The organism is Paenibacillus sp. B01, assembly GCF_009649995.1.
Lineage (GTDB): Bacteria > Bacillota > Bacilli > Paenibacillales > Paenibacillaceae > Paenibacillus_O > Paenibacillus_O pasadenensis.
Genome location: NZ_CP045802.1, coordinates 3,365,967 through 3,379,981 on the forward strand (window position 1 = coordinate 3,365,967; position 14,015 = coordinate 3,379,981).

General features: G+C 65.8%; 13 protein-coding genes. All 13 read right to left on the reverse strand.

The window, feature by feature from the left end; all coding sequences use genetic code 11:
* Positions 1-63: 63 nt before the first annotated feature.
* On the reverse strand, positions 64-336 hold the full coding sequence (gene rpsP, locus GE073_RS14540; protein ID WP_028597456.1) for a 30S ribosomal protein S16: 273 nt from the start codon (positions 334-336) through the stop codon (positions 64-66).
* 44 nt (positions 337-380) lie between these two features.
* On the reverse strand, positions 381-1,793 hold the full coding sequence (gene ffh, locus GE073_RS14545) for a signal recognition particle protein (RefSeq protein WP_028597457.1): 1,413 nt from the start codon (positions 1,791-1,793) through the stop codon (positions 381-383).
* A gap of 25 nt (positions 1,794-1,818) precedes the next feature.
* On the reverse strand, positions 1,819-2,199 hold the full coding sequence (ylxM, locus tag GE073_RS14550; protein WP_028597458.1) for a YlxM family DNA-binding protein: 381 nt from the start codon (positions 2,197-2,199) through the stop codon (positions 1,819-1,821).
* A gap of 84 nt (positions 2,200-2,283) precedes the next feature.
* Complete coding sequence (gene ftsY, locus GE073_RS14555) at positions 2,284-3,291, reverse strand: signal recognition particle-docking protein FtsY (RefSeq protein WP_028597459.1); 1,008 nt, start codon at positions 3,289-3,291, stop codon at positions 2,284-2,286.
* A gap of 40 nt (positions 3,292-3,331) precedes the next feature.
* Complete coding sequence (gene smc / locus GE073_RS14560) at positions 3,332-6,916, reverse strand: chromosome segregation protein SMC (RefSeq protein ID WP_153783738.1); 3,585 nt, start codon at positions 6,914-6,916, stop codon at positions 3,332-3,334.
* A gap of 118 nt (positions 6,917-7,034) precedes the next feature.
* Positions 7,035-7,733 carry a ribonuclease III gene (rnc, locus tag GE073_RS14565; protein WP_028597461.1) on the reverse strand — a complete coding sequence of 233 codons (699 nt, stop codon included), beginning with the start codon at positions 7,731-7,733 and terminating at the stop codon, positions 7,035-7,037.
* The gene (gene fabF, locus GE073_RS14570; protein WP_028597462.1) at positions 7,723-8,964 is read right to left on the reverse strand and encodes a beta-ketoacyl-ACP synthase II; all 1,242 of its coding nucleotides are present in this window, start codon (positions 8,962-8,964) and stop codon (positions 7,723-7,725) included. Before fabF ends, rnc begins: the two co-directional genes overlap by 11 nt.
* A 245-nt stretch (positions 8,965-9,209) precedes the next feature.
* The gene (gene acpP, locus GE073_RS14575; protein WP_021880976.1) at positions 9,210-9,443 is read right to left on the reverse strand and encodes an acyl carrier protein; all 234 of its coding nucleotides are present in this window, start codon (positions 9,441-9,443) and stop codon (positions 9,210-9,212) included.
* 118 nt (positions 9,444-9,561) lie between these two features.
* Positions 9,562-10,311 carry a 3-oxoacyl-[acyl-carrier-protein] reductase gene (gene fabG, locus GE073_RS14580; protein ID WP_028597463.1) on the reverse strand — a complete coding sequence of 250 codons (750 nt, stop codon included), beginning with the start codon at positions 10,309-10,311 and terminating at the stop codon, positions 9,562-9,564.
* A 13-nt stretch (positions 10,312-10,324) separates the two neighbouring features.
* Complete coding sequence (gene fabD / locus GE073_RS14585; protein WP_028597464.1) at positions 10,325-11,269, reverse strand: ACP S-malonyltransferase; 945 nt, start codon at positions 11,267-11,269, stop codon at positions 10,325-10,327.
* An 82-nt stretch (positions 11,270-11,351) separates the two neighbouring features.
* On the reverse strand, positions 11,352-12,338 hold the full coding sequence (locus GE073_RS14590) for a beta-ketoacyl-ACP synthase III (protein ID WP_028597465.1): 987 nt from the start codon (positions 12,336-12,338) through the stop codon (positions 11,352-11,354).
* The gene (gene plsX / locus GE073_RS14595) at positions 12,335-13,336 is read right to left on the reverse strand and encodes a phosphate acyltransferase PlsX (protein ID WP_028597466.1); all 1,002 of its coding nucleotides are present in this window, start codon (positions 13,334-13,336) and stop codon (positions 12,335-12,337) included. The genes GE073_RS14590 and plsX overlap by 4 nt, the downstream gene beginning before the upstream one ends.
* Entirely contained in the window at positions 13,333-13,938 is a 606-nt protein-coding gene (gene fapR / locus GE073_RS14600) for a transcription factor FapR (RefSeq protein ID WP_028597467.1), read from the reverse strand. Before fapR ends, plsX begins: the two co-directional genes overlap by 4 nt.
* Positions 13,939-14,015: the final 77 nt, after the last annotated feature.

Below are 14,015 nucleotides of genomic sequence, written 5' to 3' on the forward strand. Positions count from 1 at the left end.
GCTAGGATATCATCCTAACCCTTTTGCGATGCTTATATTCGGGTCGTCCCGAACGGGAGAACCTTACTTCTGGTGCTTTTGCTCGTGGAACTTCGTGAGCACGCCTGCTTTGGAAAGCAGGTTGCGGACGGTGTCGGAAGCTTGCGCTCCCGTTTGCAGCCACTTGAGGGCTTTTTCTTCGTCGATATTCACTTGAGCCGGTTGAGCAACCGGGTTATAAGTACCGATTTCTTCGATGAAACGGCCATCGCGCGGGGAACGGGAATCCGATACTACGACGCGGTAGAACGGAGCCTTGTGCGCACCGATGCGTTTCAGACGGATACGTACTGCCATTATACTTCACCTCCTTGAAAGAATCAGGGCCGTGCCCGCGGCGCTCAGCCGAACGGGAACTTGCCTTTCTTGCCGCCGCCTCCGCCGAACATGCCCTTCAGGCTGTTCATGTTGAGGCCGCCCTTGGGCATCTTCGGCCCTTTGCCGCCGGGACCGCCCATCATCGAGCTGAACTGCTTCATCATCTTGCGCATGTCGTCGAACTGCTTGACCAGACGGTTGACCTCTGCGACCGACGTGCCGCTGCCGGCCGCGATGCGCCTCCGGCGGCTGTGGTTGAGCAGCTCCGGCTTGCGCTTCTCCTCGGTCGTCATCGACTTCACGATCGCCTCGATCCGGCCGACCTGCTTGTCGTCGACCTTCATGTCCTTCAAGCCCTTCATCTTGTTCATGCCGGGCATCATCTCCAGGATCTGATCGAGCGGCCCCATGTTCCGGACCTGCTCCATCTGCTCCAGGAAATCCTCGAACGTGAACTCCGCGTTGCGCATCTTGCGCTCCATCTCGGCCGCTTTGTCGGCGTCGATGCCGGCCTGCGCCTTTTCGATGAGCGACAGCATGTCGCCCATGCCGAGAATCCGCGAGGCCATCCGCTCCGGATGGAACGGCTCGAGCGGCTCGATCTTCTCGCCGGTCGCGGCGAACTTGATCGGACAGCCGGTGACCGCCTTGACGGACAGCGCCGCGCCGCCGCGCGTATCGCCGTCGAGCTTGGTGAGCACGACGCCGGTCAGCGCCAGCTGGTCGTGGAAGCTCTGGGCGACGTTGACCGCTTCCTGGCCGGTCATCGCATCGACGACGAGCAGCACCTCGTCCGGCCGCGTCACTTCATGGATCTGCTTGAGCTCCTCCATGAGCGCCTCGTCGATATGCAGCCGTCCGGCCGTATCGATGATGACGTAGTCGAGGCCGTTGTCCTTGGCATGCTGCACGCCTTGGCGGGCGATCTCGACCGGCGACGTCTGGTCGCCCAGCGTGAATACCGGCACGTCGATGCCGCTGCCGACGACCTGCAGCTGCTTGATCGCGGCAGGACGATAGATGTCGCCCGCGACGAGCAGCGGCTTGTGGCTCGACTTCTTGAGCATGAGGGCGAGCTTGCCCGACGTCGTCGTCTTGCCCGCGCCTTGCAGGCCGGCCATCATGATGACGGTCGGAGGCTTGCCGGCCTTGGCCAGCTTGCTCTGCGTCCCGCCCATCAGCTCCGTCAGCTCTTTGTTGACGATGTCGATGATGACCATGCCCGGCGTGAAGCTTTTCTGCAGCTCCTGGCCGAGCGCCTTTTCCTTGACCTTGGCGATGAACTCCTTGACGACCTTGAAGTTGACGTCCGCTTCGAGCAGGGCCAGCCTGACCTCGCGCATGGCGTCGTTCAGATCGTCCTCGGTCACCTTGCCTTTGCCGCGCAGCTTGCCGAACACGTTCTGCAGCCGGCTCGACAATCCTTCAAATGCCATATGCCGCCACCTCCCGTCCTCATGTCTATCGCTTGTCTATGTCCAGCAGCGTCTCCCGCAGCTCCCGCCCCAGAGAGCGGATGCGCTCCCCGGGTCCGGACGGATCGTCCAGGCCGGACGCTGCGGCGTCCAGCTCATCCAGCAGGCGTCCCGCGGACGCCAGCCGGGCGAGCAGGCCGAGCTTGCTCTCGTAATCCTCCAGCAGCAGGCCGCCGCGCTTCACATGCTCGTACACGGCCTGCCGGCTGACGCCGAGCTCCGCCGCGATCTCTCCGAGCGAAAAGTCCTCCCGAAAGTAAAACGTCAGGATCTCGACCTGCTTGTCCGTGAGCAGCGCTCCGTACAGGTCGAACAGCAGGTTGATCCGCGTCGTCTTCTCCAGCGCGTCGCGGCTTTCCGTCGCCATCCGAGCAACTCCTTCATCCGAGGCTTTTCTTCGCGAGACCTATCATAACCCAGGGGCGCGGCAGGTGTCAAGGGATGAACCTTGTCACCTGGACGAATCGGATCCGTCCTGCGCATCCTGATCGCGGATCAAGCCGGCGAACAGAGCATGCACGAACTGCTCGCTGTCGAACTGCTGCAGATCTTCCATCTTCTCGCCGAGGCCGACGAACTTGACCGGCAGGCTCAGCTCGTGGCGGATCGCGATGACGATGCCGCCCTTGGCCGTGCTGTCGAGCTTCGTCAGCACGAGCCCGGTCACGCCGCTCTTCTCGCCGAACAGCTTCGCCTGGCTGAGCGCGTTCTGGCCGGTATTGGCGTCGAGCACGAGCAGCACCTCATGCGGCGCGCCCGGAATCTCCCGCTGGATGACGCGGAAGATCTTGTTCAGCTCCTCCATCAGATTGTTCTTGTTCTGCAGCCGGCCCGCCGTATCGCACAGCAGCACGTCGACCTTGCGCTGCTTGGCCGCCTGCACCGCGTCGAACATGACGGCCGCCGGATCGGAGCCGGACTGCTGGCGGATGACGTCGACGCCGACGCGCTGCCCCCATACCTCGAGCTGCTCGATCGCGCCTGCGCGGAACGTATCCCCCGCCGCCATCAGCACCGTCTTGCCCTCGCTCTTGAAGCGGTGGGCCAGCTTGCCGATCGTCGTCGTCTTGCCGACGCCGTTGACGCCGACGAACAGGATGACCGTGATGCCCTCCTCCGCCATGCGCAGTCCGTTGTCCTGATCGCCGCCGAGCAGCCCGACGAGCTTCTCCGACAGCACCGGCTGCAGCTGCCCCGCGTCCTCGATCTTCCGCTTCTTCACCTCGGCGCGCAGGTCGTCGATCAGGTCCATGACCGTATTGACGCCGACATCGGCGCTGATGAGGATCTCCTCGAGCTCCTCATAGAACTCCTCGTCGATCTTCTTGCGCCGCGTGATCAGCTCCTCGACGCGCTCGACGAGCGCGGTGCGCGTCTTGGCGAGTCCTTCCTTGAAGACGTTCGTCACCGATTCCGTCTTGCTCGCGATGCTTTCCTTCAGCTTTTTGAAAAAGCCCATGGCTATCCCTCCGAAGCTAGCTTATCCCTTCATTCCTCTATCAAGCCGACGCCGACTCGCCGCCGAACTCGTCCTCGAGGCGGACGGAGACGAGCTTGGACACGCCGCCTTCCTCCATCGTGACGCCGTACAGCACGTCGGCTTCTTCCATCGTTCCTTTGCGGTGAGTGACGACGATGAACTGCGTCAGCTCCGAAAACTCGCGCAAATACTGTGCGAAGCGGGAGACGTTGGCCTCGTCGAGCGCCGCCTCGACCTCGTCGAGCACGCAGAACGGCACCGGCTTGACCTGCAGGATCGCGAACAGCAGCGCGATCGCCGTCAGCGCCCGCTCGCCGCCCGAGAGCAGCTGCAGGTTCTGCAGCTTCTTGCCCGGCGGCTGGGCGAGGATGTCGATGCCCGTATCGAGGATCCGCTCGGGATCGGCCAGCGTCAGATCGGCGCGGCCGCCGCCGAACAGCTTGGCAAAGACGACGACAAAATGCCTGCGGATCTCCTCGAACGTCTGCCGGAAGCGCTTCGACATCTCGTCCTCCATCTCGCGGATGACCTCGTACAGCGTCGCCTTGGCCTCCACCAGATCCTGGCGCTGGCTGTCGAGGAACTCGAAGCGCTCGCGCACCCGCTGATACTCCTCGATCGCGCCGAGATTGACCTCGCCGAGGCCGGCGACGCGGCGCTTCAGCTCGCGCACCGCGCCTTGCGCCTCGGCGGGATCGCCTTCGAGCGCGTAGCGGGCTTTGGCCAGCTCGTAGCTGAGTCCGTATTCCTCGCTTAGCTTGCGCAGCAGGTTGTCGAGCTCGACGTCGAGCCGGTTTACGGCGATCTCCGTCTGCCGCAGCTGCTCCTCCACCCGCTTCAGGCCGCTGCGCTGCTCGCGCGTCTCGCTTTCCATCTGCTCGAGCTCGCGGCTCTTGTCCGCGCGCGCGGAGCGGGCGAGCTCGGTCTGCTCGGCCGTCTCCTGCTTGCGCAGGCGCAGCCGGTTGAGCTCCTCGATCTGCGCGACCGACGCCGCCTCCAGCTCCTCCTGCTCGGCGCTGCGCTGCCGCTGCTGCGCCTCCAGCGACGACGCCTCGGTACGGGCGCGGGCGCTCTCCGAGCGGAGTCGCGACAGCATATCCTGCAGCGCGAGCCGCTCCTGGTCCGCCTTGGCGACGTGGATCTTGAGGTCGGTGAGCTGCACCTGCAGCTCCTCCTTCTCCGACTCGCTCGCCTTGCGCCGCTCCTCGGCGATGCGGATCGCCTCCTGCAGCCCGGCCTCGCGGATGCCGAGCTCGTCCAGGCGCTCGGCCGCATCGGCGGCCGCCTGGACGAGCTGCCGCTCCTCCTCCTCAAAGCCCGAGCGGTCAGCGGAGAATACCGCTCCCTGCTCCTGCAGTCCGGCCAGCTCGCTCTCCGCATGCTGCAGCTCGGCCCGCTGCTGCTGCTCCTGCAGCTTCAGACGCTCCGCCTGCTCGCGCAGCTCGTCGCGGTTCTGCGCGGCGATGGAGCCTTCCTTGCGCAGATCGTCCAGCTCCGCCCGCACGCGGGCGAGCTGCCGCTGCAGCTCGGCCGACTCCTCGTCGAGCTGCTCGATCTGCCGCTGGCGGCCGAGCAGGCTGGCGCCTTTTTTCTGCAGGCTGCCCCCGGTCATCGAGCCGCCGGCGTTGACGACATCGCCTTCCAGCGTCACGACGCGGAAGCGATAGCCGCAGCGGGCGGCGATCCGGTTGGCCGCCTCCAGGTTCTCGGCGAGCAGCACGTTGCCGAGCAGATTGCCGACGATCGCCTGGTAGCGCGGCTCGCTGGTCACGAGCTCCGCGGCGATGCCGACGTAGCCCTCCATCGCGGCGACCTGCCGCTTCTCCTGCTCCGGGACACTGCGGCTCTTGATAACGTCGAGCGGCAGGAACGTCGCCCGTCCGAGCTGCCGCTGCTTGAGGAAGGAGATCGCCGCGCGCGCGGAGCGCTCGTCCTCCATGACGACATGCTGCATCGCTCCGCCGAGCGCCGTCTCGACGGCGACCTCGATGCGCTGCGGCACCCGCACGAGCTCCGCGACCGCGCCGTGCACGCCGGACAAGCCGCCGGAGCTGCGGCGCGCCGCCTTGAGCACCTCGCGCACGCCGTGCATGAAGCCGTCCAGCGCGTCCTGCATCTCCTTCATCGTATCGCGCCGGGAGACGAGCGCCTCCTTGCGCTGCTCCCAAGTCCGCAGGGCGGCCGAAGCCTCCTCCTGCCGCTTCTGCAGCTGCTGCGTCCTTTGCGACTCTTCTATGTACTTGCTGCGGATCCGCTCCAGCTCCGCCGACGAGGCGGCGAGCGCCTCGATCAGCTCCGAGCGGCGAGTCTGCAGGCGGCCGGACTGCTCCTGCCACTTGCCCTCCTCGCCGCCGAGCCGCTCCTTGCGCCGCTGCAGCGCCTCGCGCTGCTGCTCCGCGTAGCGGATCTCGTTGCGCAGCTGCGCCATCGTGCCGAGCACCTCGAGCAGCTCGCCTTTGAGCGATTCGCCGGCCTCCAAGGACGTGCCGCCGGCGACGCCGCGCAGCCGGTTCTCCTCGCTGCCCATGCGGCTGCGCAGGTCGATCAGCTCCGCCTCGAGCGCGCCGGCCTTCGCCCGCGCCTGCTCCTCCTCCGCGGCGAGCTCCGCCTGGCGCGCGGCAGCCGTCTCCAGCGCCTGCGCCAGCTGCTCGCGGCTGTCCGCAAGGTAGCGGCGGCGCTCCTTGAGCACCTCGCCCTGGCCTTCGCATTTTTCGAACTCCTCGCTGTAGGCGAGCATCTGCCCGTGCAGCTCCTCGAGCCGCTCCTCGAGCCGGCGCAGCTGCAGCCGGTCCTGCTCGAGCGACGCGTCGTGGCGGCTGACGACCGCCGACAGCTCCAGCTCCTCCTTCTTCAGCCCTTCCATGCGCGCATTGTTCTCGTTCCAGCTTTTGTGCACGCCCTCGATCTGATGCACGTAGAGCGCGATCTCGCGGTGCTTGAGCTCCTCCTTGAGCGACTTGTACAGCAGGGCGCGCTCGGACTGCTCACGCAGCGGCTCGACCTGGTCCTCGAGCTCGGAGACGAGGTCATGGATGCGGAGCAGATTGCCCTCGGCGTCGTCGAGCTTGCGCTGCGCCTCGCGCTTGCGCGACTTGTACTTGACGATGCCGGACGCTTCCTCGAAAATGCCGCGGCGGTCCTCCGAGCGCGTGCTCAGAATCTCCTCGATCCGGCCTTGGCCGATGATGGAGTACGCCTCCTTGCCGATGCCGGTATCCATGAACAGCTCGGTGATGTCCTTGAGCCGGCACGGCTGGCGGTTGATCATGTATTCGCTGTCGCCGCTGCGATGGACCCGCCGCGTCACCGTCACCTCGTGATGCTCGACGGACAGCGCGCCGTCGGAGTTGTCCAGCGTGAGCGAGACTTCCCCGAAGTTGACGGCCTTGCGCGCGTCGCTGCCGGCGAAGATGATGTCCTCCATCTTGCCGCCGCGCAGGCTTTTGGCGCTCTGCTCGCCGAGCACCCAGCGGATGCCGTCGGATATGTTGCTTTTGCCGCTGCCGTTCGGGCCGACGACGGCGGTGATGCCCCTTACGAACTCCATCTCGGTCTTGTCGGCGAACGACTTGAAGCCGGACAGCTCAATGCGTTTCAACAACATCGGTCGATGTCACCTCTTGCGGCTATTGTACCATACGGACAAAAGCCCCAGCACCTGAAGCGGTTCAGGCTGCCGGGGCTTTCGGCCATGCGGTCCGGGCGACAGGCGCCCGTCCTTCCTACACTTCCTCGCGCGTCTTTTCCCAAGCTTCCTCGGCGGCGCGCTGCTCGGCTTCTTTTTTGGTGCGGCCGGAGCCTACGCCGAGCACTTGCTCCCCGACGAGCACCTCCACGACGAACTCGCGGTCATGAGCCGGCCCGCGCTCCTCGGCGACGCGGTATTCCACCGTGCCGAGCGCCAGGTTCTGCGCCCGTTCCTGGAGCTTGGACTTGTAGTCCTTGCCGGACAAGCCCGGCGTGTCCTCCAGCCTGGGGAACATCTCCTGCCGCAGAAAGGCGCGGACCGAATCGACGCCCGCATCGAGATAAAGGGCTCCGATGAACGCCTCGAACAGATCGGCGAGCAGCGCCGGGCGCTGGCGCCCGCCGAGCTGCTCCTCTCCTTTGCCCAAGCGGACGTAGGAGCCGAAGTCGAGCAGCTCCGCGAAGCGGGCGAGCGAGGGCTCGCAGACGATGGCGGCCCGCATGCGGGTCAGCTCGCCTTCCGGCCGATCGGGATGCGTGGCGAACAGATGCTCCGAGACGAGCAGCTGGAGCACCGCGTCGCCGAGGAATTCGAGCCGCTCGTTGTCCTCCGAGACGCTGCTGCGATGCTCGTTGACGTACGAGGTGTGCGTGAAGGCGAGCCTCAGCAGCTGCGGCTTGCGGAACGTGAGGCCAAGCTGCCGCTGAAGCTCCTGAATCCGATCACGCTTCATGCTTCTTCATGATGATCGTGGCGTTATGGCCGCCGAAGCCGAACGAGTTCGACAGCGCCACCCGCACGTCCGCCTTGCGGGGCTCGTTCGGCACGTAATCGAGATCCAGCTCCGGATCCTGGTTGTCGAGATTGATCGTCGGCGCGATGACGCCGTTTTCGAGCGTCATCGCCAGGATGACGGCTTCGACTCCGCCGGCCGCGCCGAGCAGATGGCCCGTCATCGACTTGGTCGAGCTGACCGCCAGCTTGTACGCATGGTCGCCGAACGTGTTCTTGATCGCTGTCGTCTCCGACTTGTCGCCGACTGGAGTCGACGTGCCGTGCGCGTTGATGTAGTCCACCGCCTCCGGCTCGATGCCGGCGTCGCGGATCGCCATGCGCATGCAGCGCGTCGCTCCGTCCGGGTCCGGCTCCGTCATGTGGTGGGCGTCGCCGCTCATGCCGTAGCCGATCACCTCGGCATAGATATGGGCGCCGCGCGCCTGCGCATGCTCGAGCGACTCGAGAATGAGCACGCCGGCTCCCTCGCCCATGACGAAGCCGTCGCGGTCGACGTCGAACGGACGGCTCGCCTTATGCGGCTCGTCGTTGCGCACGCTCATCGCGCGCATGCTGCAGAAGCCGGCCATCGCCATCGGGCGGATCGTCGACTCGGCGCCGCCGCAGATCATGACGTCGGCGTCGCCGCGCTGGATCATCTTGAACGAGTCGCCGATCGTATGCGTGCCGGTCGCGCAGGCCGTCACGACGGTCGTGTTCGGGCCTTTCGCGCCGGTCGCCATCGACACCTGGCCGGAGGCCATGTTGGCGATCATCATCGGGATGAAAAACGGGCTGACGCGCTTCGGCCCCTTTTCGAGAAGGACGCTGTGCTGATCCTCCCAGGTGCCGAGGCCGCCGATGCCGGAGCCGACCATAACGCCGGTGCGCTCCGCGTCGGAGTTCTCGCCGATGCGCAGGCCCGCGTCCTCGACCGCCTTCAGGCTGGCGACGACGGCCAGCTGCACGAAGCGGTCCATGCGGCGGGCTTCCTTTTTGTCCAGGCCGTAGGCCTCGGGCTCGAAGCCCTTGATCTCGGCCGCGATGCGGGTCGTATACTCGCTCGCGTCGAACGACTCGATGGTCGAGACGCCCGATCTGCCCTCGAGCAGGCTGCCCCAGAACTGGTCCTTGCTGTCGCCCAGGCTTGTCAGCACGCCCAGGCCGGTTACTACGACTCTATTTGTCATTGGTAAAAGGTTCACCTCGGGAAACGGCAGGTTGGACGGCCGGATGCCGGACCGTCTTGAAGCGTCTTGTCATGCGGTGTATGGAATTCCCCGCCTGCTGGAGGCAGGAAAAGATCTTCGTGGTCAGTTCGGATGCGCAGCGCGCATGCGGATGAAGCGGAATGAATCCGGCGGGATGGGACATGCGGAAAACCGCCTGGCGTAAGAGAGAAGTCCCGTCGTGAAACGGGACTCTGCTTGGACAATTACGTATGAGATTGTATGTAATTGACTACTTCTCCCACCGTTGTAATCTTCTCTGCATCTTCATCAGAGATCTCCAGGTCGAATTCATCCTCAAGCTCCATGACCAGCTCGACTACATCTAGCGAGTCAGCGCCGAGGTCATCCTTGAAGGAAGCTTCGAGGGTCACTTCCGCTTCGTCAACGCCAAGGCGATCGACTACGATGCGTTTGACGCGATCCACTACTTCGGACATCCGGTTCACCTCCTCCATCGTATTATACGAGAATCCTATTCAAAATGCCATACGCAAACGGTTCCTCGGAGACGGAACGAAAGCAGGCGGCCGCTATAGGATGGCCGCGCCGCGTCCATTACATGTACATGCCGCCGTCCACATGCACCGTCTGACCGGTCATGTAGGCGGCCGCATCGGACGCCAGGAAGCGCACCGCGGCGGCGATGTCCTCCGGCCGGCCGAGACGGGCGAGCGGAATGCCGCCGAGCATCGACTCGCGGGCCTCCGCAGGCAGCTTGTCCGTCATGTCCGTCTCGATGAAGCCGGGCGCGACGCAGTTGACGGTGATGCCGCGCGAGCTGAGCTCCCGCGCCGACGACTTGGTGAGGCCGATGACGCCGGCCTTGGCCGCGACATAGTTGGCCTGGCCCGGATTGCCGAGCGCGCCGACGACCGAGGAGATGTTGATGATGCGGCCGGAGCGCTGCTTCATCATCGGGCGGCTGACGGCCTTGATGCCGTTGAACACGCCCTTCAGGTTCGTCTCGATGACCTGGTCGAACTCTTCTTCCTTCATCCGCATGATCAGATTGTCGCGCGTGATGCCGGCGTTGTTGACGAGGATGTCGATCCTGCCCCAGGCGTCGAGCACGCTTTTGACGAGGCCGTCGAAATCGGCGGCCTTGCCGACGTCGCCCTTGAGCACGAGCGCCTTGCGGCCGAGCGCCTCTACCGCTGCCGCCGTCTCGGCGGCAGCGGCCTCGCTGCCGGCGTAGTTCACCGCCACGTCGGCGCCCGCCTCGGCGAGCGCGACGGCGATCGCGCGGCCGATGCCGCGCGAGGCGCCCGTCACGAGAGCCGTCTTGCCCGTCAGATCTGCAAACATATCCGGTTCCTCCCTATGCTTCGTTGTTCAGCTCGGCGGCTGCCGCCTGCAGCGACTCCACGCTGTTGACGGACAGCACGCGCACGCCGCGGTCCGTCTTTTTGATGAGGCCGGCGAGGACGGAGCCCGAGCCGAGCTCCACGAACGTATCGACGCCTTCGTCGATCAGGCGGCGCACCGTGTCCTCCCACAGCACCGGCGAGTACACCTGCTCCACGAGCAGGCGGCGGATCTCCTCCGCGGCCGTCGCCGGAGCCGCCGTCACGTTGGCGACGACCGGCACCGACGCGTCCCGGATCGCGACCTCGCTCAGCACGGCGGCCAGCTTGTCCGCCGCCGGCTTCATGAGCGAGGAGTGGAACGGCCCGCTCACCTCGAGCGGAATCGCGCGCTTCGCGCCCGCTTCCTTGATGCGCTCGCCCGCCCGGGCGACGCCCTCGGCGCTGCCGGAGATGACGATCTGCCCCGGGCAGTTGACGTTGGCCAGCTCGACGGGATGGCCCTCGGCCGCGATCGAGGCGCAAAGCGCGGCAAGCGCCTCGCGCTCGGCGCCGAGCACGGCGCTCATCGCGCCTTGCCCGCCCGGCACCGCCTGCTCCATGAACTCGCCGCGGCGGCGCACCGTGCGCACGGCGTCGGCGAAGCCGAGCGCTCCCGCCGCCGTCAGCGCGCTGTACTCGCCGAGGCTGTGGCCTGCGACGTAATCCGGCTTGATGCCCGTCTCGCGGAACGCCTCGAGGAAGGCCGCGCTCACCGTCAGCAGCGCCGGCTGCGTGTTGGCCGTCTGCTTGAGCGCTTCATCCGGACCTTGGAAGATCAGCTCGCTCAGCGCGAAGCCGAGCGCGGCGTCCGCCTCCTCGAATACGGCGCGCGCCGCCGGGCTGGCGTCGTACAGGTCCTTGCCCATGCCGACCGCCTGGGCGCCCTGGCCCGGAAATACAAATGCGATTTTGCCCATGCTGAAAGCCGCCTTTCGTAGCTTGTCGGTTGTTGCCGCCCGAGGCGGCGGCGTCCTCCCGTTCGGAGGACGCCGAGTCCTGTCACCAGACGAGGACGGATGCCCCCCAGGTGAGGCCGCCGCCGAAGCCGACGAGCAGCAGCTTGTCGCCTTCGCTCACCTTGCCCTGCTCGACGGCTTCGGCGAGCGCCAGCGGGATCGAGGCGGCCGATACGTTGCCGTAGCGGTCGAGATTGACCATCGCCTTGTCCTCCGGCAGCTCCAGCCGGTTCAGAGCGGACTGGATGATGCGGATGTTCGCCTGATGCGGGATGAGCAGGTCGATGTCGCCTTTGCCGAAGCCGGCCTTGGACAGCGCCTGCTCCGCCGAGGCGCCCATGACGCGCACCGCGAACTTGAACACGTCGTTGCCGGCCATCTTGAGGTAATGCTGCTTGGCCTCGACGCTGTCCGCCGTCGACGGCAGGCGCGAGCCGCCGCCCGGAATCTTGAGCAGCTGGCCGCCGCTGCCGTCGGAGCCGAGCTCGAACGACTGGAAGCCCCGTCCCTCCGGCACCTCGCCGAGCACGACCGCGCCCGCGCCGTCGCCGAACAGGATGCAGGTGTTGCGATCCGTGTAGTCGGTGATGCGCGAGAGGCATTCCGCGCCGACGAGCAGCACATGCTTGTACAGGCCTGCCTGGATCATGCTCGACGCCGTCGCCAGGCCGTAAATGAAGCCCGAGCAAGCCGCCGACAGGTCGAATGCCGCGGCGCGGGAGGCGCCGAGCCGATCCTGCAGCAGGCTCGCCGTGGATGGGAAGAACATATCGGGCGTGATCGTCGCGACGATGATCAGATCGAGCTGCTCGGCCGTGATGCCGGCGCTCTCGAGCGCCTTCAAGCTCGCCTCGAAGGCGAGGTCGGACGTCGCCTGCCCTTCGGCGGCGATGCGCCGCTCGCGGATGCCGGTACGGGTGACGATCCATTCGTCGTTCGTCTCGACCATCCGCTCCAGGTCTTGGTTCGTAAGAACCTTCTCGGGGACGTACTTGCCGGTGCCGATGATGCCGACCGATATGGACTTCATGACAGGACCTCTTTTCCTTTTATCTCTGCGGCCACCGTCGGGATGAGCCGGGCCTGCAGCGCGATCCGCGCCTGGCGGACGGCGTTTTTGACCGACTCGGCATCCGAGGAGCCGTGGCATTTGACGACGAGTCCGTTCAGCCCGAGCAGCGGCGCTCCGCCGTACTGGGCGTAGTCCATCTTGCTCTTCAGCCCTTTGAGCCCGGGCATGAGCACGGCGGCGGCCAGCTTGGTCAGCAGGCTGCTCGTGAAGGCGGACTTCAGCTCCTTCATGATCGCTCCGGCCGTGCCCTCCATCGTCTTGAGCAAAATGTTGCCGGCGAAGCCGTCGCATACGAGCACGTCGCAATTGCGCTGCATGACGTCGCGCGACTCGACGTTGCCGACAAATTCGATCGGAGCCTTCTCCAGCAGCTCGAACGCCGCCTTCGTCAGCTCGCTGCCTTTGCCCGGCTCGGTGCCGACGTTGAGCAGGCCGACGCGCGGACGCGCGATGCCGTGCACCTTCTCGCGGTAGATGCTGCCCATGACCGCGTACTGCGCGAGATGCTCCGGCTTGGCGTCCATGTTGGCGCCAAGGTCGAGCGCCAGCACGCCGACGTTGTCGAGCGTCGGCAGCACCGGCGCGAGCGCCGGTCGCTCGATGCCGTCCATGCGGCCGACGACGAGCAGGCCGGCCGTCATGAGCGCGCCGGTATTGCCTGCGGACAGCATCGCGTCCGCCGCGCCTTCGCGGACGAGCCGTCCGGCCACGACCATCGAGGCGTCCTTCTTGCGGCGCACGGCGCGCACCGGCTCGTCGTCCGCCTCGATCTTCTCGCTGGCGGGATGGATCGTCAGATTGGACGGCGGAGCGCCGTCCAGATGCGCTTCGATCGCCTCGGGGGCGCCGACCAGCACGAGCTGCGTGTCGGGCCATTCGCGGGCCGCCGCCAGCGCCCCCTTGACGATCTCCGCAGGCGCGCGGTCTCCGCCCATCGCGTCAATCGCGATCTTCAATGCTCGTCTCCTCCTTCTATGCTTGCCGCTTCGCCGCCGGAACGGTGGATCATGAACTGGCCTTCGAACACCAGCTCGTCCCCGACGTAGGAAAACACCTCGACCTTGGCCTTGCTGCGCTGCCCGGCCCGGCGCACGTACGCCTTGGCGATGCACTTCTCTCCGAGGCGGACCGGCCGCAGGAAGCGGATGTCCGCCGTCGCGGTCAGCGCGACCTCGTCGTTGATGACGGCGACGGCAAGCGAGTTCGCCTGCGCGAACAGATGATGTCCCCGCGCGATGCCGCTGCGGGAGAAGGCATGCTCCTCCCCGATCTCGAAAATCGAGATGCCGCTGCGGTCAAGCTGCAGATCGACGATCTCGCCGATCACCTCGTCGGCCTGCAGCGAGCGGATCGGATCGTACGAGCGCTCCGCCATCAGCTTGAGCCGCTCGCGAAGCTCGGGTATGCCGAGCTCCATCCGATCCAGGCGGACCGTCTGGATGCTTACTTTGAGCAGGCGGGTCAGCTCGCGGTCCGTCATGAAGGGATTGTCCTCCATATGCTTCAGTAGCTGCTGATGCCGCTGCTTTTTCGGAAGGCGTTCGATGACCTGCACCACCTTTAACCTTAACCTATGCACGATTCCGAAGTTTAACACCTGGTACCAATTCAGTATAGTAGAATTGCCCCCGGCCC

Coding starts and splice junctions, on each gene's coding strand:
- acpP (WP_021880976.1), bottom strand. CDS start 9,443: ATGTCCGAAGTAGTGGATCGCGTCAAACGCATCGTAGTCGATCGCCTT.
- ftsY (WP_028597459.1), bottom strand. CDS start 3,291: ATGGGCTTTTTCAAAAAGCTGAAGGAAAGCATCGCGAGCAAGACGGAA.
- ylxM (WP_028597458.1), bottom strand. CDS start 2,199: ATGGCGACGGAAAGCCGCGACGCGCTGGAGAAGACGACGCGGATCAAC.
- ffh (WP_028597457.1), bottom strand. CDS start 1,793: ATGGCATTTGAAGGATTGTCGAGCCGGCTGCAGAACGTGTTCGGCAAG.
- fabG (WP_028597463.1), bottom strand. CDS start 10,311: ATGTTTGCAGATCTGACGGGCAAGACGGCTCTCGTGACGGGCGCCTCG.
- fabD (WP_028597464.1), bottom strand. CDS start 11,269: ATGGGCAAAATCGCATTTGTATTTCCGGGCCAGGGCGCCCAGGCGGTC.
- rpsP (WP_028597456.1), bottom strand. CDS start 336: ATGGCAGTACGTATCCGTCTGAAACGCATCGGTGCGCACAAGGCTCCG.
- smc (WP_153783738.1), bottom strand. CDS start 6,916: ATGTTGTTGAAACGCATTGAGCTGTCCGGCTTCAAGTCGTTCGCCGAC.
- GE073_RS14590 (WP_028597465.1), bottom strand. CDS start 12,338: ATGAAGTCCATATCGGTCGGCATCATCGGCACCGGCAAGTACGTCCCC.
- rnc (WP_028597461.1), bottom strand. CDS start 7,733: ATGAAGCGTGATCGGATTCAGGAGCTTCAGCGGCAGCTTGGCCTCACG.
- fabF (WP_028597462.1), bottom strand. CDS start 8,964: ATGACAAATAGAGTCGTAGTAACCGGCCTGGGCGTGCTGACAAGCCTG.